The sequence below is a fragment of the Marinobacter sp. bablab_jr003 genome (assembly GCF_016464245.1).
GTDB classification, from domain to species: Bacteria; Pseudomonadota; Gammaproteobacteria; order Pseudomonadales; family Oleiphilaceae; genus Marinobacter; species Marinobacter vinifirmus.
The window spans coordinates 402,758-420,976 of record NZ_JADARC010000119.1; the positions used below are offsets into that span (position 1 = coordinate 402,758).

The 18,219-nt window shown below is 55.6% G+C and carries 14 protein-coding genes and 1 rRNA gene; 11 read left to right on the forward strand and 4 right to left on the reverse strand.

The genetic code is table 11. The features are described 5' to 3' along the window. Window positions 1–66: 66 nt before the first annotated feature. Window positions 67–1,041, forward strand: coding sequence for an NAD(P)H-dependent flavin oxidoreductase (locus H3Z84_RS14080; protein ID WP_199457888.1), 975 nt, complete (start codon window positions 67–69; stop codon window positions 1,039–1,041). Between the two features lie 43 nt (window positions 1,042–1,084). Here the strand turns inward: H3Z84_RS14080 and H3Z84_RS14085 are convergent, their stop codons facing one another. Together H3Z84_RS14085 and H3Z84_RS14090 are read right to left on the reverse strand one after the other, a co-directional pair. Further along, on the reverse strand, window positions 1,085–3,082 hold the full coding sequence (locus H3Z84_RS14085) for a TRAP transporter permease (RefSeq protein ID WP_199457889.1): 1,998 nt from the start codon (window positions 3,080–3,082) through the stop codon (window positions 1,085–1,087). An 83-nt stretch (window positions 3,083–3,165) separates the two neighbouring features. Further along, complete coding sequence (locus H3Z84_RS14090; protein ID WP_199457890.1) at window positions 3,166–4,320, reverse strand: TAXI family TRAP transporter solute-binding subunit; 1,155 nt, start codon at window positions 4,318–4,320, stop codon at window positions 3,166–3,168. A gap of 287 nt (window positions 4,321–4,607) precedes the next feature. Between H3Z84_RS14090 and H3Z84_RS14095 the strand changes: the two genes are divergently transcribed. The 8 genes from H3Z84_RS14095 to H3Z84_RS14130 all read left to right on the forward strand — a co-directional run bounded on the left by H3Z84_RS14095 (window position 4,608) and on the right by H3Z84_RS14130 (window position 14,877). Further along, entirely contained in the window at window positions 4,608–5,765 is a 1,158-nt protein-coding gene (locus H3Z84_RS14095) for an acyl-CoA dehydrogenase family protein (protein ID WP_199457891.1), read from the forward strand. A gap of 18 nt (window positions 5,766–5,783) precedes the next feature. After that, window positions 5,784–7,007 carry a CaiB/BaiF CoA transferase family protein gene (locus tag H3Z84_RS14100; RefSeq protein WP_199457892.1) on the forward strand — a complete coding sequence of 408 codons (1,224 nt, stop codon included), beginning with the start codon at window positions 5,784–5,786 and terminating at the stop codon, window positions 7,005–7,007. Window positions 7,008–7,092: 85 nt separating this feature from the next. Further along, window positions 7,093–9,192, forward strand: coding sequence for a 3-hydroxyacyl-CoA dehydrogenase NAD-binding domain-containing protein (locus H3Z84_RS14105; protein ID WP_199457893.1), 2,100 nt, complete (start codon window positions 7,093–7,095; stop codon window positions 9,190–9,192). Window positions 9,193–9,225: 33 nt separating this feature from the next. Further along, window positions 9,226–10,005 carry an IclR family transcriptional regulator domain-containing protein gene (locus H3Z84_RS14110; RefSeq protein WP_199457894.1) on the forward strand — a complete coding sequence of 260 codons (780 nt, stop codon included), beginning with the start codon at window positions 9,226–9,228 and terminating at the stop codon, window positions 10,003–10,005. 187 nt (window positions 10,006–10,192) lie between these two features. Further along, window positions 10,193–11,227: a Bug family tripartite tricarboxylate transporter substrate binding protein gene (locus H3Z84_RS14115; RefSeq protein ID WP_228285860.1), complete on the forward strand. Its 1,035-nt coding sequence runs from the start codon at window positions 10,193–10,195 to the stop codon at window positions 11,225–11,227. An 80-nt stretch (window positions 11,228–11,307) separates the two neighbouring features. Then, window positions 11,308–11,838 carry a tripartite tricarboxylate transporter TctB family protein gene (locus H3Z84_RS14120; protein WP_199457895.1) on the forward strand — a complete coding sequence of 177 codons (531 nt, stop codon included), beginning with the start codon at window positions 11,308–11,310 and terminating at the stop codon, window positions 11,836–11,838. A gap of 80 nt (window positions 11,839–11,918) precedes the next feature. Continuing rightward, window positions 11,919–13,388 carry a tripartite tricarboxylate transporter permease gene (locus H3Z84_RS14125; protein ID WP_199457896.1) on the forward strand — a complete coding sequence of 490 codons (1,470 nt, stop codon included), beginning with the start codon at window positions 11,919–11,921 and terminating at the stop codon, window positions 13,386–13,388. A gap of 157 nt (window positions 13,389–13,545) precedes the next feature. Further along, window positions 13,546–14,877: a hypothetical protein gene (locus H3Z84_RS14130; RefSeq protein WP_199457897.1), complete on the forward strand. Its 1,332-nt coding sequence runs from the start codon at window positions 13,546–13,548 to the stop codon at window positions 14,875–14,877. A 2-nt stretch (window positions 14,878–14,879) separates the two neighbouring features. Here the strand turns inward: H3Z84_RS14130 and H3Z84_RS14135 are convergent, their stop codons facing one another. Beyond that, entirely contained in the window at window positions 14,880–16,301 is a 1,422-nt protein-coding gene (locus H3Z84_RS14135; protein WP_199457898.1) for an NAD-dependent succinate-semialdehyde dehydrogenase, read from the reverse strand. Window positions 16,302–16,326: 25 nt separating this feature from the next. Next, window positions 16,327–17,061: a TrmH family RNA methyltransferase gene (locus tag H3Z84_RS14140; protein ID WP_199457899.1), complete on the reverse strand. Its 735-nt coding sequence runs from the start codon at window positions 17,059–17,061 to the stop codon at window positions 16,327–16,329. Window positions 17,062–17,206: 145 nt separating this feature from the next. Here H3Z84_RS14140 and rlmE point away from each other — a divergent pair, with 145 nt between their 5' ends. Together rlmE and H3Z84_RS14150 are read left to right on the forward strand one after the other, a co-directional pair. Beyond that, the gene (rlmE, locus tag H3Z84_RS14145) at window positions 17,207–17,830 is read left to right on the forward strand and encodes a 23S rRNA (uridine(2552)-2'-O)-methyltransferase RlmE (protein ID WP_094624538.1); all 624 of its coding nucleotides are present in this window, start codon (window positions 17,207–17,209) and stop codon (window positions 17,828–17,830) included. A gap of 303 nt (window positions 17,831–18,133) precedes the next feature. Next, window positions 18,134–18,219: ribosomal RNA gene (locus H3Z84_RS14150) — 16S ribosomal RNA — on the forward strand; the annotation flags it as partial.

Sequence of the window (18,219 nt, forward strand, 5' to 3'; positions counted from 1 at the left end):
CCGCAGCAGCGGCTCCTTCGCGTTTCAGAGACCGGAAACATTTATCAACAACAAAAGAGTGATGCCGTGAAAACACGAATTACGGAATTATTTGGAATCGAACACCCGATCGTACAGGGTGGCATGCACAACGTAGGCTTTGCCGAACTGGCATCGGCGGTATCCAATGCCGGTGGTCTGGGCATGATTACCGCCCTGACCCAGCCTACGCCTGAACATCTCGCCAGTGAAATCGCCCGCTGCCAGCAGATGACGGATAAACCCTTCGGCGTCAACCTGACCTTCCTGCCTTCCTTCAATGCGCCGCCTTACCCCGAGTACATTGACGTTATCATCCGCAGTGGTGTCAAGGCGGTTGAAACCGCCGGCCGCAGCCCCGAGCAGTACATGGAGCAGTTGAAGGCTGCGGGTATCAAGGTTATCCACAAGTGCACATCTGTTCGCCACGCTTTGAAGGCCGAGCGAATCGGTTGTGATGCCGTCAGTGTGGACGGCTTTGAATGCGGCGGCCATCCCGGTGAGGATGATGTGCCAAACTTCATCCTGCTGCCCCGTGCGGCTGAAGAGCTGAAGATACCTTTCATTGCATCTGGCGGGATGGCCGATGGCCGGAGCCTGGTAGCGGCTATGGCATTGGGTGCCGAAGGCATGAATATGGGCACCCGTTTTCTGGCCACCAAAGAAGCGCCGGTTCATGAGAACGTGAAGCAGGCAATTGTGGACGCCAATGAACTGCAGACCCGGCTGATCATGCGTAACCTGAAGAACACCGAGCGGGTGATGGATAACGCCGCCGTGCGGGAAATTATCCGGATTGAGAGTGAAAAGGGTGACCAGGAAACCATTGACGATATCCGTCACCTTGTCACAGGTGCAAAGGGTAAGTTGGTGCTGCAGGAAGGCAAGATGGATGAAGCTGCCTGGAGTTGTGGCATGGTTGTTGGGTTGATTAATGATATCCCTTCATGCCATGAGCTGGTCAGCAGAATCATGGAAGAGGCTGAAGGGATTGTGCGCCAGAGACTTTCCGGTTTCTTGTAATTGAATTGCCCGGAGGGTGTATCACCCTCCGGGCAGGACCGTCTCAGGCCAGGGCCTTTTCCCTTCTTTCGTATCTCTTGTGCGTCAGTGCGGCGGCGATGACCGCAGGAATGATCAACGCAGCACTAATAAGAGACAATTCCAGATTGGTCAGCGGAACCGGTCCGCCACCGGGGATGGCAAGGATCATGCCACCGGCAATGAGTCCCAGCCGGATTGGCCATTGCAACAGCTTGCTTGCTGCCAGAGAGCCTACCCCGATCAGCCAGCCTTGCATGGCCGATGCTATCAACGTTACCCCGATCAGTGCTTGTACAATCACCAGGAGAATCTCGCTCCAGGTGCCCTGAAAGATCAGCGCCGGATTAAGCACAAACAGGAACGGGATAAAGTAGATCACGCTGCCCAGCCGCATGGCTTCCACACCGGTTTTCATTGCGTTGGAGCCGGCAACCGTTGCAGCGGCAAAGGCGCCCAGGGCAACCGGTGGGGTGATGAAACTGAGCATGCCCCAGTAAAGGATGAACAGGTGAACGGCCAGGGGATCCATGCCGCCGCCGTTTATCAGGGCCGGTGCCAGCGCAACCGCCAGGAAAATATAGGCAGCTGTAACTGTCATGCCGATGCCGAGCACAAAGCTGGTCAGTGCTCCCATCAACAGCAGTACCAGGGTGTTGCCACCGGCCAGGTAGATAAGGTCATTGGCAATAGTGCCTGACAGCCCGGTAACCGACAGTGCACCTACCAGCAAGCCAACACCGGTGAGGATCGCGATCAGCTCTGCAAACAGCTTCCCTGACTCTGCGAAGAAGTCCTTCACGTCTTGCCACTTCCAGCGCTGGTAGGGCAGTACCTGGTTGATCACCAGCAAGAGAACCGTTGCAAAGAATGGTGCCGTGGCCTCTCGTCGCAGGAAGAACAGCATCCAGATCAGCAGGGCAAACACGAAGATGAAGTACCAGCCTTCCTTTAATGTTTGCTTGAGCGATGGTAATTCACTGGCGGGCAGGCCCTGAAGCTTGTTGCGGGCAGCATAGGCATCAATCTGGATAAACAGGCCGAGGAAATACAGTACGGAGGGCACGACTGCCGCCAGTGCAATGGTGCCGTAGGGAATGTTCAGGAACGCGGCCATGATGAACGCGGTGGCACCCATAACCGGTGGCATCAGAACGCCGCCTGTAGAAGCACAGGCTTCTACGCCGGCTGCGTAGGAACGGCTGAAGCCGACTCGGCGCATTGCCGGAATTGACATCACTCCGGTTGTCATCACATTAGTGATTACGCTGCCGCTCATGGATCCCATGAGGCCGCTGGAGAAAACCGCAACCTTTGCCGGTCCGCCCCGAACATGGCCCAGCAATGCGAAGGCCAGGTTGATAAAGAAACGACCGCCGCCGGTTTTCTGCAGGGCGACGCCAAACAGAAGGAAGCCGATCACGATGTTGGCAAAGGCTTGCAAGGGCACGCCCATGATGCCTTCTCGACTCATGGCCATGTAGATAGCGGTCTGGTCGGGGGCAGATGGAAAGCCCTGGATGGGGCCCGGCAGCTTGTCTGCAAATATCGGGTACAGGCTGGCGACACCGACAATCATGGCAATCGGCAGGCCGCCGGCCCGGCGAATGGCTTCGATGACAGTAACCCAGAACAGGAAGCTGAACACTACGGCGTATTGTGGTGCCGCGTATTCCCAGCCGTAATCCAGAATAGTTTCCGCGTTGTAGACAAAGAACCCGCAGACAACCGAGGCGGCAAGGAACAGGATGATGTCGTACCAGGGAACCTTGTTCCGGGAAGCGTGGCGTGACATTGGCCAAAGCAGAAAAACCAGCGGTAGCATAAGTGCCACCACCACATAGAAAAACTGGCTTTCCACTTTGGTAACAATATTGATCAGCTGCAAATTGAACAGGTAGTCAATCGTCAGCAGTGTCAGGACAAGAGTTGCAACCCTGGGGACCCATGGCCATCCGCCGGAAAGCCGCCGGATGCCGCTGACGTTTTCTTTCGATGGTTCAGTGTTGTGTGTTTCAGACATGCAGTAAGACTCCTGAAAGAACTCCGGTGTAACAGACCCCTTGTCTTTACACCGGAATCAGGTTTCAACAAGGACAGCAGGTTTTACCGGAATACCGGATTCATGCCAGCCGCTTGAAGTGCTTCTGCCCGCGCCGTCATCCAGCCCTTTTTGAAGGCTTCCTTGTCGGCAGGCGGGTTGGCCTTGGTGTAGCTCTCCCAGGTGTCCAGGAGGATATTCTGGCGCTGTACCAGCATGTCCTGGTGCTGTTGCATGTCTTCCGTCCAGTGGCCGATTTCCTTGTAGTAGTCGACGACCACATCATGCAGCGGGATGACCCAGTTGAGATTCTGGTTCTCCAGCGCATAGCCTGCATTGCCCGGTGCGGAGTCCTTGTACTTGTCGTAATCCTCGGTGAAGACACGAATCAGCCCGTCCACCAGTTTTTTATCGGCATCGGCGTTGGCGATGATGATGGGGTAGGGGTAGCTGGAACCAATCCACGGCTCATCCTTGCTGATGCCGGCGCCGGAAGTAACCCGGTGCGGTTGGAAATAGGGAGCCACGGAGCGCAGTCGCTCCCAGCCCTCGGTGTCCTCAGGATCAAGCTCCAGCCAGGATATACCGCGCGGACTGGCGGAAAGCTGTTGTGGGCCGCCGGCGACAGAAACGGTAAATGCGGTATCGCTTTGATTGGCGACGATGCCGTCAAAGGCACGGCCGTATCCCGGGAAGTCTACCCGCTCCACGTCATCCCAGGTGAGGTCGCCAAAGGCCAGCATGGCTTCGGTGCCGAGGTTCAGGGCATCGTCACCACGAATGTAAGAAATGCGTTTGCCCTTGAGGTCATAGGGGGTTTCTACGCCGATATCGCCGGCTACAGCAATGCTCAGGCCAAAACTGGCAATGGAGGTGGTAATAACCCGAACCGGCTGCGGCCCCCAGTTGTCCTCGGAGAACATCAGTACGCCTTCGGCGGCGTAATAAGCGGCAATGCCACAGGAACAAACCGGTACGCGCCCGGTTTTAAGTGGTGTCATCCGGGAAACGTCGTTCTCGCCGGGCAGGATCCGCAGGGATACGCCGTACTCATTGCGTAGCAGGTTGCCGATAGAAACCATCTGGCTATAGCCGGCCGAACTGGTGCCATAGGCGGTCATCCCGATGGTTTGTGGCAGATCAACATTTCCTGCAGCCCAGGCAGTGGTTGCACTGCATGCAAGAAGTGCGGATACGATCTTGGTTTTTGTTTTGTTCATAAAGTCATCCTGTTTTATGTTTATTATTTCGCTGTGCAAAATATAATTCTGCAGTAAATTCTAGTGTAGGCCGCTGCTTGTCGGCGTGTCAATTCAGACTATGGGCTGGTTTGTTCGCTGTGTACTGGTGCCCGGTCTACAGCCAGGTGGTCGACATTCGGCTTGATTGCGGGCAAAGAATGTGTGACATTTGTCCTCACGAATCGAAAATCGAACGCCATGACCGATTATCGAACAAAGTTGTTCGAGGCTGGCGTTCCGCTACCTGAAATTCAGTGGAGGCCGGCATGGCACTTGATAAAGATACTTTGAATCAGTTTGTGGATAGCGTCAGGCGGTATGTCCGTGAGCGCTTGGTTCCCCTGGAAATGCAGGTTGCAGAGGAGGACCGGATTCCGGAAGAAGTTATCGACGAAATGAAAGATATGGGGCTGTTCGGCCTGTCTATCCCCGAGGAATTCGGTGGCCTCGGGCTGACCATGTCTGAAGAGGTCGCGGTGGTTCAGGAAATGGGTTACACCTCGCCGGTTTTCCGCTCCATGTTTGGTACCAACGTGGGAATCGGTTCGCAAGGCATCATTATTGACGGAACTCCGGAACAGAAAGCCCACTACCTGCCGAAGATGGCCAGCGGCGAACTGATCGGCTCGTTTGCCCTGACCGAGCCGGATGCCGGTTCCGATGCGGGCTCCGTTTCCACCATGGCGCGCCGCGACGGTGACGAATACGTGATCAACGGCACCAAGCGCTACATTACCAATGCGCCCCGTGCGGGAGTCTTTACGGTCATGGCGCGTACCGGAACCAAAGAGGAAGGTGGTCGTGGCGTTTCAGCCTTTCTGGTTGATGCCGACCTGCCGGGCATTACTCTCGGTAAGCCCGACAAGAAAATGGGGCAGAAAGGTTCTCACACCTGCGATGTGATTTTTGACAACGTGCGTGTGCCTGCGACTGCGCTGATCGGTGGTAAAGAAGGCCAGGGTTTCAAGACAGCCATGAAGGTGCTGGACCGGGGCCGTCTGCACATCAGCGCGTTGAGCGTCGGCACCGCAAAACGTTTGATTGAGGAAAGCGTTAATTATTCCAGCCAGCGCAAACAGTTTGGAACCGAGATTGCCAATTTCCAGCTGGTTCAGGCGATGCTCGCAGACAGCCAGATGGAATACTATGCCGGCAAATGCATGGTGGAAGAAGCCGCAAGATCCTATGATGCGGGTGAGCCGGTGTCGATGAATGCCTCTTGCTGCAAGCTGTTCTGTACGGAAATGGTCGGACGCGTTGCAGACCGCGCGGTGCAGGTTCATGGCGGTGCAGGTTACATTGGTGAGTACTGTGTCGAGCGCTTCTACCGCGATGTTCGTCTGTTCAGGCTGTATGAGGGAACTTCCCAGATCCAGCAGCTGGTCATTGCCAAGCACCTCATTCGTAACGCGCAGAACGCTTGATACATCGGGGAGATTGAGATGTCAGGTCCATTATCAGGCATTCGTGTACTGGATTTGTCCCGTGTTATGGCGGGGCCCTGGAGCACCCAGATCATGGCGGATCTGGGGGCCGAGGTTATCAAGGTTGAGCGCCCGAAGCTCGGTGACGACACTCGCCATTGGGGCCCCCCCTGGCTGAAAGACAAAGACGGCAATCCGACAAAGCAGTCTGCCTACTTTTTGTCTGCAAACCGGGGTAAGCACTCGGTTACGATTGATCTTGGCAGCGAAGAGGGGCAACAGCTGGTCCGTGAACTGGCGGCGGACTGCGATATTCTGGTTGAGAACTTCAAAACGGGCGGGCTCGCCAAGAAAGGCCTGGGCTATGACGATCTGGCCAAGGTGAATCCGGGGTTGATCTATTGTTCAATCACCGGCTTCGGCCAGACCGGCCCAATGGCCAGTTACCCCGGCTATGACTACCTGGTGCAGGCGCAGGCCGGGTTGATGAGTATCACCGGCGTTGCCGACGGCAACCCGGGTGCCGGCCCTCAGCGAGTTGGCATGGCGGTAGCTGACCTGACCACCGGGATGAACGCAACGATTGCCATCCTGTCGGCACTCCATCATCGCTCGAAGACGGGTGAAGGCCAGTACATTGATATGGCTCTGCTTGACGTGCAGGTTAGCTGGCTGGCAAACCAGGCCCTCAACTATTTCTGCAGTGGTGATGTGCCAACCCGGACCGGTGAATACCACCCGAACCTAACGCCTTATCAGCCATTCCCTACCAGTGATGGGCAGATAATTATCGCCGTGGGTAACGACGGCCAGTTCAGGCGTTTGTGTGATGTTCTGGGGTGTCCGGAACTGTCTGAAGATCCGCGCTTTGAGACCAACCCCCAGCGGGTTGCTCATCGGCCGGAACTTGTCGGTAAAATCTGCGAACGCACCCGCACCGGAACCAGTCGTGACTGGATGGAAAAACTGGTTGCTGTGGGCGTGCCCTGCGGCCCGATTCAGGATATTGCAGCGGCATTCGAAGACCCTCAGGTTCAGGCGCGCAATATGAAGATCGAGCTGGAACATCCGGCTATTGGCCCGGTTCCGGGGATTGCAAACCCGATCAAGTTCTCCAAAACCAGGCAGGCCTACCAGAAGGCGCCTCCGCTGCTTGGAGAAGACACTGCTGCGGTGTTGAACAGGGTGCTAGGGAAGTCAGACGATGATATCAAGGCGTTGCGCGACAAAGGCGTAATCTAGCCGGTATTGAGGTGTTCTGTAGAGCCGAACCGCGTTCCCGATAGTGCGGGATCGGCTCTTTTTTTATCAGAAGAGGAAATTCCGTATGTTGGTTACTTATGAGCTGGTTGGTGACTTCGGCGTTATTACCATCAATAACCCACCGGTAAATGCCCTGTCGCAAAAAGTGCGTGAGGGCGTGATGAGCGCCATTACAAACGCTCAGACGGACAACTCAAAGGCCATTGTCCTGATCTGTGAGGGCCGAACCTTTGTGGCCGGAGCGGATATCAAGGAGTTTGGAAAACCGCCTATGGCTCCCTCCCTGCCGGAAGTGAACGAAGCCATTGAGTCTTCCGCAAAGCCTGTTATTGCCGCCTTACACGGCACGGCTCTGGGTGGCGGCTTTGAGCTGGCGCTCAGCTGTCACTATCGTTGCGCGCTGAATACGGCGGCTGTGGGCCTGCCGGAAGTTAATCTGGGTATCTTGCCTGGAGCCGGTGGCACACAGCGTTTGCCCAGACTGGTCGGCGTGGAAACGGCCCTGGATGTTATTACCTCTGGTAAGCGAGTGGCTGCGCCGAAAGCTCTGGAGCTGGGCATGATTGACCGTGTGGTTGAGGAGCCCCTGCAGGATTCGGCCCTGGCATATGCTCAATCCCTTCTGGAAGAGGGCGCGCCGCTGCGCCGGGTCAGAGACCTGGAGGTGCCTGCTGCCGAAAGCGATGCAGATGTCTTCGAAGTATGGCGCAAGAACATGGCCAAGCGCCGGCGTGGGCAGGTTGCTCCGCAGAAGATTGTTGATTGTGTGGAAGCGGCGGTCTCGAAACCCTTTGAGGACGGTCTGCAGTTCGAAAGGGCGAGTTTTGTTGAGTGTGTCGGCTCTGACCAGGCGGCCGCCATGCGACATATGTTCTTTGCCGAGCGCAAGGCCGCAGTTGTTGAAGACCTTAACGAAAATGCAAAGGCGAAACCCATCAACCGTGTTGGCATTATCGGTGCCGGCACCATGGGTGGTGGCATCGCAATGACCTTTGCCAATGCCGGAATCCCGGTAACGCTGTTGGAGCTTAACCAGGAGGCGCTGGATCGTGGCCTTGCGATGATCAGCAAGAACTACGGCATCACGGTCAGTAAGGGCAAGATGTCGCAGGAGGCGGCGGATAAACGTCAGGCCCTGATTACTGGCAGCACGAGCTATGACAGCCTGGCCGATGTCGATCTGGTTATCGAAGCCGTGTTTGAAAGCATGGATGTGAAACGGCAGGTTTTCGGTGAGCTTGACCGCGTGTGTAAGCCCGGGGCCATTCTTGCCTCAAATACCTCTTACCTTGATGTGAACGAAATCGCTGCCTGTACTTCGCGCCCGCAGGACGTGGTCGGGCTGCACTTTTTCAGCCCGGCGAATGTGATGCGCCTGCTGGAGGTGGTTCGCGCCGACGCCACATCTGAGGATGTGATTGCGACCTCTATGGCGCTGGGCAAGAAAATTGGTAAGGTGCCGGTTCTGGCTCGGGTGTGTTACGGCTTCATCGGCAACCGGATGCTGCGCCCCTATGCGCGGGAAGCCCAGCTGTCGATGATTGAGGGGGCGTCACCTGAGCAGATTGACGGTGTTCTCACGCGCTTTGGTATGGCCATGGGGCCACTTGCGGTTGGTGACCTTGCCGGCCTGGATATCGGCTATAAGGCCCGTCAGGCCCTGACTCCTGAGCAAAAAGGCGACCCCCGCAGCTATTGCATTGCTGATGCGCTTGTCGAGATGGGACGTTTGGGGCAGAAATCCGGAGCGGGATACTACCGCTACGACCCAGAGACCCGGGCCAGGTCTTCGGATCCAGAGGTTCTGGAAGTAATTGAAGCGCAGGCCAGGGCCCACGGCGTGCAGCGCCGGACCATGACTGATCAGGAAATTCTTGACCGGCACCTGATGGCACTGATTAACGAGGGTTTCCACATTCTCGGTGAAGGAATAGCGCAACGGCCCAGTGACATTGATGTAGTTTATGTGAATGGCTACGGCTTCCCGGTATTCCGCGGTGGCCCCATGTTCACGGCAAGCCAGATGGGGCTCAGGGAAGTGTACGACTGCATCTGTGCGCTGCGTGACAAAACCGGGGCGGATTACTGGCAGCCAGCTCCTTTGCTGGAACAACTGGCTCTTGAAGGGAAAACACTGGATAGTTGGAGCGCCAATAAGGGGTGATGTTGTTTTACCTCAGCTTTACGGAACGTTTTCATGACTGATCAAAACAAGGATATGTCAGGAGCTGACAAGGAGTTTCTGACGACTTTTGCGCGCGGGCTGGAAGTTATCCGATCCTTTGATACGGAAAACCCGTCCATGACGTTGTCTGCGGTTGCCGAGAAAAACGGGTTGTCCAGAGCGGCAGCCCGGCGTTTTTTGTTGACTCTGCAGAAACTGGGTTATGTGTCTCTGGAGGACAAAAAGTTCAGGTTGACGGCCAAGGTGCTGGAGCTTGGATATGCCTACCTTGCGTCATTGGACTTCTCGGAAACCATAACCCCCCACCTGGAAAAGGTTGCGTACGAGTTGGGTGAATCCTGCTCTGCGCTCGTTCTGGATGGGGCAGACATCGTCTATGTGGCTCGTATTCCGCGCAGGGGCCTGATTCCGATCAATCTGCAGATTGGTGCGAGGTTGCCGGCCTATGCCACTTCCGGTGGTCGCGTTCTGATGGCGTATTTGCAGAAGCCAGAACTGGAGGCGGTGTTCGAAAAGTCTCGTTTTGAGAAGCATACACCGAATACCAAGGGGCCGGACGAACTGAGAGTGGAGCTTGAAAGGGTTCGAGAGCAAGGGTACGCGATCGTAGACCAGGAGCTGGAGTTGGGTATGCGTGCTGTGGCAGTCCCTGTAATTGACCGGAGGGGGCAGGTGCGGTTTGCGCTTAACTCCAGCAGCCATGTCAGTTCTGTCACCCTGGAGCGAATCGTTGATGAGTATGTGCCGATAATGAAGGCGGCTGCTCGTAACATAGCGGCCGTGTTGCCCTGAAGTTGTTCATGCCCGGAGCCGGTGTACTTGATACCGGCCTCGGCGTTTTCCTTTCCCCTGTCTTTTTTGCCTCTTTGCATCAGCCCGTCTATTAGTCGTATTACCCTCAATTGATCAGATTTTGTTCGTAAAAGTACTTGCACGAACAAGCGTATTATGTGAAATTGGCGTTCGACAATACGAACATATGTTCGATAATCGAACCAAAGATAAGCAGGACAATGACAAGATGATTAGTACATCAACTAGACTGTTCAAATCCGCGGTTGTTGCAGCCGTTGCATCTGTCACTATTGCCATGACTGGAGTTGCGCATGGCAAAGAGTGGCCGAGTGATAACATTCGCCTGGTCGTACCGTATTCGGCTGGCGGCACTACAGATCTGCTCTCCCGTAAGGTGGCAGACCTGCTTCAGAAAGAACTCACCACCGTTGTTGTCGAGAATCGTCCAGGTGCGGGCTCCACTGTTGCAACAGCACAGCTGGCACGTGGCGGCCGTGGCTCTGATCATATGCTGGTGATGGCATCCCCGGGGCACACCATCGGCGCGTCGATTTATCCCAACCTTCGCTATGACCCGGTTGAGGATTTCGTGTTCATTCGTAATGTCATCGACATCCCGAACGTGATGGTTGTGCCGGCAAGCAGTCCCTATAACTCTGTTGCAGAGTTCGTTGCTGCGGCACGTGAAGGGCAGTTGTCGTTCAGTTCCCCAGGCATCGGCAGCTCGATCCATATGTCTGGTGAGCTGTTCAAGAACCTGACCCAGGCTAACCTGATTCACGTCCCCTTCCGGGGTTCAGGTGAAGCACTGCCGGCGCTGTTGGCAGGTGATGTAGACGTGGCCTTTGAAAATATGCCGACGGTTTACCCCCATATCCAATCCGGAAAGCTCAAGGCCCTGGCGGTAACCACTGCTGAGCGTTCAGAATTCCTGCCGGAGGTTCCTACGCTGCAGGAAGTTGGTTCTGAATTTGGTCTTGGCGATTACGTGACTTCGGCCTGGTTTGGCCTGATTGCTCACAAATCGCTCCCCGAGGAAGCGCAGGCGAAGCTTGAGGCTGCGCTCGAGAAAATTGTTGAAAGCGAAAACTTTAAAAGCTTCTTGCCGCAGTTTGGTGCGGTAGCAGGTAAAGAGGTTGGTGACGAGTTTCGTGCCTTCGTTGCTGACGAGCTTGAAAAGTGGGCAGACGTTGCTGAGAAGGCAAACCTGAAACGCTGATCAATCTTGCGCTGGGCGGGACCGGTTTGACAGGCCGGCCCGCCTTTTCTTTATCAACGAATACTGTCGAGAGTTTTATCATGGCTATCTCCGAGAACCAGAGTGCCGATACGCCGGCAACTCATTACGGCCGACTCAATCCGAATACAATCGTGGGTGCGGTATTCTTTATTCTGGCCTTGGTTTTTCTTTATTACATCATCCCCAGCTACATTTCAGCGCCTCCGTTTATGCAGCATCCGCTGCTGTCGCCGCGATTCTTGCCGCAGGTTGCCGGCTGGTCAGTGCTGGTTCTGTCTCTTGTGCTGATGGTCTCCGGCCTTCGAGTTCCGCCCGAGCGAGAGCCTGGAGATGAGCTTCGCCGAGGCGTGTCTTTAATTCGTCAGGCATTGATGGTAGGGGCAGGTGTTGTCTATGCGTTTTTCTTTGAGCAGTTGGGTGCCATCGGCAGTGGTGTGCTTGCCTGCGTGTTGCTGTTTTTGGCCAGTGGCCTGCGTAATCCGCTGATCTATCTGCTCGCGATCGCCTTTCCGGTGCTTGTGACCATGTTGTTCATTTACCTGCTGAATGTGCCCCTGCCTGTTGGGGAGCTGTGGGAAGCCTGGTTCTGAAGCCAGCAAAAACTCGTTAAGTATGCGCAGGCTCCGGTCAGTTGGGGCGGGCGTTGGTCCAAAAGCTTTGGGTGCCAGAGATGGAAAATTTTTCAGAAGTTATGTCGCTCTTTCTGAGCGTTGATAATTTTATAGCGATAGCTGTCGGCGTTCTGATTGGCGTTGTGGTGGGTGCCATCCCCGGGTTGACGGCAACTATGGCGGTTGCGCTCGCCCTGCCGTTTACCTTCTCCATGGAGCCGGTAACCGCGATCCTTCTGTTGGTCGGTATTTATAAGGGCGGAATGTATGGTGGTTCGATTACTGCGATATTGATTCGTACCCCGGGTTCTCCGGCCTCGGCCTGTACCTTGCTTGATGGCTACCCGATGGCTCAGCAAGGCAAGGCTAAGAAGGCGCTGAAAACGGCGTTGTATTCATCGGTGGTTGCCGATGTGATTTCCAACGTGGCGTTGATTTTCTTTGCCGCCTACCTGGCGAAGATTGCGCTGAATTTCGGGCCACCGGAGTATTTCTGGCTGATCTGCTTCTCCCTGACCATTATTGTTTCGGTTTCAGGCAATTCTGTTGTCAAAGGGCTCATTGCAGCGTTTCTGGGTATTATCGTCTCCACCATCGGGCTGGATGCGGTATACGGCACGCAGCGCCTGACTTTTGATAACTACAACCTGATGGACCGGGTGTCGTTCATACCGCTGCTCATCGGGTTGTTTGCAATACCGGAAGTTATCGATTTTTACACGTCCAAGGTTGCTCCACACATACGTACCGCGGTTACGGGTGCGTCTCTGACCTGGAAAGAGTTTAAAGCGTCTCTGAAGACCATTATCCGGGGCAGCATTATTGGTGTAATCATTGGTGCTATCCCGGGAACGGGAGCCACGTCTGCCGCGTTTATCTCATACAGCGAAGCCAAGCGGACATCCCCCAGAAAGGATAACTTCGGCAAAGGTGAGGTTGAGGGTGTTGCGGCAGCCGAGGCCGGTAACAACGGCGTTGCCGGTGCTACCCTGATTCCGTTGCTGTCGCTGGGGATTCCCGGGGACGTTATTACCGCCATTATTCTCGGCGCCTTCATGATTCACGGGCTGACTCCGGGGCCGGTGCTGTTCCAGGAAAACCTGACGCTGGTTTATGCCCTGTTCTGTGGGATTCTGGTGAGCTCTGTGGTTCTGCTGGTAGTGGGTAATGCGGCTATCAAATATTTTTCCCTGATTGCTGATATCCCTAAAACCATTTTGCTGCCGATCGTTTTGATGTTCTGTATTTACGGCGCCTATGCTGTCAACAACAGTACCTTTGATATCGGCTTGATGCTGGCATTTGGCATTCTTGGCTTTGTGTTCAATCGCACTGGTATTGCTGCCGCTCCGTTTCTCATCGGTTTTATTCTGGGTCCCATGTTCGAGGACAACCTGCGCCGGACCATCCTGATCAGTAAGGGTGACCCGTCGGTGTTCTTCCGTGGTCCGATTACCTGGGTATTTGTTCTTCTGACCGTTGCCTCGCTGGCGTTCGCAATTCGTCGGTACTGGGTAAGCCGTAGCTGATGGATGTGCCTCTGTGTTTCAGCCGGGGGATGGGCTGAAGCGCCGGGGTTTAGTGTTGACCCTCCTTTATACCGCCAGACTTTGAACAGGAGTCTCGGCGGTCTTTTTTTGCAGGCAATGTTTTTAACAACAATATGAACGTGCGGGTGATACGAGGATGACAGCGTTTCTGCGACCAGACGGGTTGGCCAGCTACCGGACGGTTCTGACTTATCTGGCACTTCTGGCCGGTGTATTCACTTTTCTGCCAGGCTTCAGTTATCTGACAACCGCGCTGGCGTGCCTGGCTATTGTGCTTGGCTGGGCCAATCTGAGAATGGTCGCTCGGGTGATTTTCAGCCTGATCCTGATTCTTGGGGGGCTCGCGCTTGCGATAGAGCCGGTCGCACTCGAGCGGGCATCCGGCAACATGGCGAGGATCGGTGCACTAATCATCACCGTGATGCTGTTGTCTGCCGTTCTGGCCCAGTCGAATGATATAAAAATCATTTCCAGAAGTTTGTTTAGCGGCCGGCCTGCCCATCGCTACCTGGGCGTGACCACTGGCACCGCCGTTTTGTCGGTGCCGCTGAATTTTGGCGCCGTGGGCGTTATTGCCACCATGATTGGTGTTCAGATCAGGGAAAGGGGCGACAGTGGGCTGGCAAGAAATGCCGCCAGAGCGGTGGTGCGCGGATTTGGGGCATCGCCCATGGCATCGCCTCTGTCTATTGCGATTGTCATGGTGGTGACGTTTCTGCCCGGGCTTTCCAGCTGGAAGCTGATTGCAGCCTCCCTGCCGTTTGCTGCTTTGTATCTTGTCGCCGGCGCTGTGTTCCGGGAGCAGGAGGCCCCGGAGAGTAAGGTTGTGGTAGGCGCTGTTGAGGGAGCGGGGCCAGCCTGGGTCCGATTCCTGAGTACTATCGCGCTGATATGTCTTGGTGCATTTGCCCTCACCAGTCTAGCCGGTCTGATTTATTCCCAGGCGGTGACGCTCAGTTGCCTGACCGCAGTCGTTCTGGGGTTGCTGTACCGCCGTATTCAGGACGGCAAGCTTTTCATACCGTCGCTGGCGATGATGAACAATGAGTTGGCGATTATGGGGGGCTCGTCTTTTCTGGGGGGTGTGATTGGCACCTTCGCCCTGAACTGGATGGGTTCAGACTTCTCGCTGCCGGTGTGGGCTTATCCACTGGTAGCCATGTTGGTGCCCTGGCTGTTCTTTGCCGGCGGTGCCGGCGGTGTTAATCCGATCATTTCCGGTACTTTGTCAGGCAGCATTCTCGGCCCGATCTGGCCCGACTACGGGTTACTGGCGCTCGGGTTCGGCATTGTAACTGGCTGGGGGATTACCATTGCCGGCACGCCGTTTTCGGCTAACGCGTTACTATTGGAGCGTTGTACCGGTTACGACACCCGGGTTGCTGCCTATGGCTGGAGTTTCAGGTATTCAATGATATCTTTGGCAGCCTCCAGCCTGATTTGTGGCGTCCTTGCCCTGCCTTTTTAGGCTCAGATCGCAAACCCGCCAAGTTTGGTTTCCAGATATTCCTCAATGCCTTCCTTGGCGCCTTCACGGCCAAGGCCACTGTTCTTCATGCCGCCAAATGGCGCGGCGGCGCTGGTGGGATTGATATCGTTAATGCCGATAATGCCGAAGTCCAGCGCCTCAAATGCCCGCATGGCGGTGGCCAGGTTGTTGCTATAGATATAAGCCGCCAGGCCATAGTCTGTGTCGTTGGCCATGGCAATAACGTCGTCTTCCGAGCGATAGGTAATCACGGGTGCAACCGGTCCGAAGGTTTCTTCCCGATAAATCTTCATATCCGCTTTTACGCCGGACAACACGGTGGGTGCGTAGAAGTGGCCACCCGATAACCCGTTATCGGTCAGGCGGTGACCGCCGGTTTCAGCTTTGGCACCTCGGGCAAGGGCGTCCTGAACCTGGTCGTCCACTTTCTGAATGGCCGCTTCGTTAATCAGCGGGCCAATGCCAACGCCGTCACTCATACCGTTACCCGCAACAAGTCGGCTGGCGCGGTTGCTCAGTTCCTTGATAAAGGGTTTGGCATGGTCTTCATGCACGAATATCCGGTTTGGGCTGATGCAGGCCTGGCCGGTATTGAGGAACTTGACCAGAGACAGGCCCTTGGCCGCATGCACCGGGTCTGCATCGGGGAATACGATGGCCGGGGCATGGCCGCCGAGCTCCATTGAGACTCGCTTCATGTTGGCGGCCGCTAACCCATTCAGTTTCTTGCCGACAGGGGTGGAGCCGGTAAATGTGAGCTTGCGGATACGCGGGTCGGTACAGAATGCTTCGCCCACCCGGGCGGGGTTCCGGACCGTAATCAGGTTGATTACCCCCGGTGGAAAACCAGCCTCCTCAAAAATTTCCATCATGGCCTTGGCGCACAAAGGTGTGCTTTCCGCGGGCTTGAGAATGACCGTGCAGCCGGCGGCCAGGGCTGGAGCCAGCTTGCGGGTAATCATTGAAATCGGATAATTCCAGGGCGTGATTGCGCCAACGACGCCAACCGGAGACTTCTGCACCAGGAAGCGCTGGTTCTCGCGGGCAGAGGGAATGATCTGGCCGTACATGCGTTTGGCTTCTTCGGCAAACCATAACAGGAAGTCTGCGCCATATTGCACTTCGTTCAGCGATGCCTTCAGGGGCTTGCCCTGTTCGCGGGTCATCAGTTCGGCCAGTGAGCGCTTCTGGCCAATCATCAACTCCCAGGCCCGGTAGAGTAACTTTGAGCGCTGATAGGCGGTAGTCTTTCGCCATTCTCTAAAAGCAATGTCGGCGGCCGCTATTGCTGCTTCGGTATCTTGGTCAGTGCAATCCGGAACCTGCCCAATGATTTCACCGGTAGCGGGGTTAGTGACGTTGAATTCGGGGCGATTACTAATCCATTTTCCATCGATGTACATGAGCAGTAGCTCCGGAAGGTTTCTCTTAAAGGTATTTTCGGGTCAACTCATAAACCACCATATTCACCGCTGAAGCCAGGTTCAGCGATTCCACCGCAGCCGCGCCGGGGATGGTGAAGCGCCCGGCGCACAGGCTGGTCAGAGCCTCTTCCGGTACACCCCGGGCTTCGTTGCCAAAAAGATAGCAGTCGTGGCTCTGGAAGCCTGGGCTGGTGATTGGCTCTCCGCCAATGTCCAGGCAGGCAATGCGGGGGTAACGGCTGGGGAGTGTGTCCAGGTTTACATCGGTTTCCAGCGGAACATGGAAGATGGCGCCCATGCTGGCGCGCACAACTTTCGGGTTATAGGGATCGACGCTGCCGGGGCTGAGCAGGCAGCGCATGCCGCCAAACCAGGCCAGGGTGCGCAGGATCGTGCCCAGGTTTCCCGGATCCTGGACTTCATGGAGGTAGACCGCTTTCCCGCCGGCTGTTGATGTGCCTGCCTTATCAGTGGGAAGCGGCGCCACGGCAAGAATACCTTGCGGAGTTTTGGTGTCGGCCAGTTGAGCCATCTGGCGGTCGCTGATGATGGTTTTTGGCCAGGGGCTGGGCCAATGTTCATAGCTGCTGGTGACAAACAGCCTGGCCTTTTGCCAGTGCGGGTTTCTGGTGGCGGCTTTTCCCAGCTCCAGTACCAGGTGCTCCCCTTCCACCAGGAAGTGGCCCAGCGACTGGCGATACTTTTTCTGGTGAAGTTTCTTGATGTCATCCAGTCTCACGGCCGGGTTCCTGCATTGGGTAGCGGTTGCAACAGTGGCGTCATTGTACTGTCGCCCCGTTGTATTGTCAGGCTTGGCGGCTTTTGCGGTAGTGAGGGTGGCCGCGTACAATGCAGTATTTCCCGCAGTAGACAGAAGACACCCCATGGCCCGTTCCAAAAGTAGTAACCGCTGGCTCGAAGAGCACGTTAACGATCCCTTTGTGAAGCAGGCGCAAGTAGATGGCTATCGATCCCGTGCCAGTTACAAACTCCTGGAGATTAACGACAAAGACCGGCTGATCCAGCCTAATATGCTGGTGGTTGACCTGGGCTCCGCCCCGGGCGGCTGGTCTCAGGTTGCGGCCAAGCTGGTAGGTCACAAGGGGCGAGTGGTGGCCTCGGACATACTGCCCATGGATGCCATTGCGGGTGTTGAATTTATCCAGGGTGATTTCACTGAGCAGGACGTGTTTGACCAGATCATGGCCGTACTCGACGGCACCCGTGCCGATGTGGTCATCTCCGATATGGCGCCCAATATCAGCGGCGTGAATGCAGCAGACCAGGCCGCGTCCATGTATCTGGTAGAGCTGGCGCTGGATATGGCGTGCCAGGTGCTCAAACCTAAAGGCAGCTTTGTGGCCAAGGTGTTTCACGGCGAAGGCTATGACGAATATGTGAAGGCCGTGCGTGCCGTATTCGATAAAGTAGTCGTGCGCAAACCGGATTCTTCCAGGGCCCGGTCCCGGGAAGTGTACCTGGTGGCGAAGGGGTTTCGGGGTAAATGAGGTTGCGTCATTTCGAATTTTGCACATTTCGTGCAAAGGTTGAGCAGTTCTGGTTGTCCTGATAGCGGGAAACCGAAATAAAGAAAAATAATTTGGGAATCGGCGTTGACAGTCTCGGAGAAGAATGTAGAATTCGCCTCCTCGTTGAGCAACACAGCTCAAACGCTCTTTAACAAGTTAACCAAGTAATTCGTGTGGGCGCTGGCCGAGGTATTTCGGATACGAAATATCAGGACAGTGACTCGTCGAAATTGAGTTTTGTCTTGAGCAAGAATTAAGAGCTTTCGGGTTCTTGTATGATTTAAACTGAAGAGTTTGATCATGGCTCAGATTGAACGCTGGCGGCAGGCTTAACACATGCAAGTCGAGCGGTAACAGGGGGTGCTTGC